2 protein-coding genes are annotated in these 1,737 nt (G+C 67.9%); both read right to left on the bottom strand.

Annotation, left to right across the window (positions count from 1 at the left end; all coding sequences use genetic code 11):
- On the bottom strand, window positions 1-1,036 hold a 1,036-nt coding region (locus AC1D15_RS30455; RefSeq protein ID WP_477828969.1), incomplete at its 3' end, for an MFS transporter.
- Between the two features lie 106 nt (window positions 1,037-1,142).
- A partial coding sequence (locus tag AC1D15_RS30450) for a type 1 glutamine amidotransferase domain-containing protein (RefSeq protein WP_477828968.1) occupies window positions 1,143-1,737 on the bottom strand: 595 nt, incomplete at its 5' end.

Below are 1,737 nucleotides of genomic sequence, written 5' to 3'. Positions count from 1 at the left end.
GAGCGATGCTGGCGAACAGTCCGATCAACCATCGGCGATCCTCGCGCCTGGAAAGCAATGCCGGCAGCGGGTTGGACAACATGAACGCCATCGTGAAGCTGGCGAGCAGCATCCCTGCGTACGCTTGCGTCGCACCGAGTTCCCGATACATCGGCGCAATCCAGGACAGGAAGCCGAAGAACAGGAAGTTGTTGGTCGCGAAGTAGGCTGCCGCCAGCCAGGCGCTTGCCGAGCCCAGGGGATGGCGATGCGCTCCGGCAACCGCTGAGACAGGAGCCAGCCCGATTCCCTCGGATCGGGACACGACCCACCACGCTGCGATGGCGGTCAGCCCCGGTAGCGCCCAAGCGCCCGTTCCGAGTCGCCACCCGCCAATAGCTGCGAGGGGCGCGGTCGCGGCTGCGGCCAGCGTGCTGCCCAGGCCGATCGACATTGCGTACAGACCCATCAGCAACGGAACATGCCGCGGAAAGCGGGCCTTGACGAAGCCCGAGATCAGGGCGCCGGCGACCGCGATACCTGCACCCACGCCTGCCGTGGTGACCAGCAGTTGCGTCGTCGTTTGGACGAAGGCCCTGAGCAGCGTGGCGATGCTCAGCACGGCGAGTGCGGCCAGGATGACGCGATCCCTGCCGAATCGCCGGGCCAGCCACGGCGCGGGCAAAGCCAGCATGCCCATGAGGAGGTTGGGGATCGCGGTCAACAGAGAGGCCTGCGCGTTGGAGATTCCGAAGTCGCCACGGATCTGTCCGAGCAGCGGCCCCACCGACACGATGGCCGGGCGCAGGTCGATGGCGACCAGCACGATGCAGGCGATACCGGCGGCCAGGGTCAGCCCGGAGTTGTCCTTCGCGGCGGGGATATCGGCGCTCTGTGCGCGGTGCGACATCGCGGGCTCGATCGACGGCTTGCCGCTCTTGCCGGACATCGCGGCCGTGAAGGCCTTGTTGATGGCCAGCCCGGCCGCATGGGCCTCCGCGGCGGCGACCATGGCCCTCGCATCCGCGAGGGGCAGCGTTTTCACAAGATTCGGCATGGACTACCCTGGGTGAATGGAATCCGTCTGCGCTGCTCGCGGAGCGCGCAGCCGGGGTTCAGGAAAGGGATGCGGCGCGCCTCGCGCGGATTCGCGCCAACATCGTTCAGCGCGCCAGCTGCGCCATCACACGCGTCGCCGCCTCCGCGGACGAGGCCGGGTTCTGGCCGGTGATCAGGAGGCCGTCCTGCACCACGAAGGACTGCCAGTCGGCCGCCCGGTCGAAGCGACCGCCAAGACGCTTGAGCTCGTCCTCCACGAGGAATGGCACCACGTCGGTCAACTCCACCGCGGCTTCCTCGGAATTGGTGAAGCCAGTGACCTTCAGGCCGTTCACCAGCGGCTGGCCGTCCGCACGCCTGGCGTGGCGAAGGGCACCCGGCGCATGGCACACCAAAGCCACCGGCTTGCCGGCCTGCAAGGTGGTCTCGATCAGCTTGACCGAGTTCGGGTCTTCGGCCAGGTCCCACAGCGGGCCGTGCCCACCGGGATAGAACACCGCATCGAATCCTTCGTGCGTGACCTCGGCCAATGGCACCGTGCTTGCCAGCGCGGCCATGGCGTAGGCGTCCGCCTCGAATCGCCGGGTCGCGTCGGTGCGGAACGCTTCGGTGTTGCTCTTGGGATCCAGCGGCGGCTGGCCGCCTTGGGGCGAGGCCAGCACGATGTCGGCGCCGGCCGCCTTGAACTCGTAGTAGGGG

Source organism: Rhizobacter sp. P2_H2, assembly GCF_056403375.1.
Note: the sequence above shows the minus strand (reverse complement) of the source record. Positions and strands in the feature narration are given on the sequence as shown.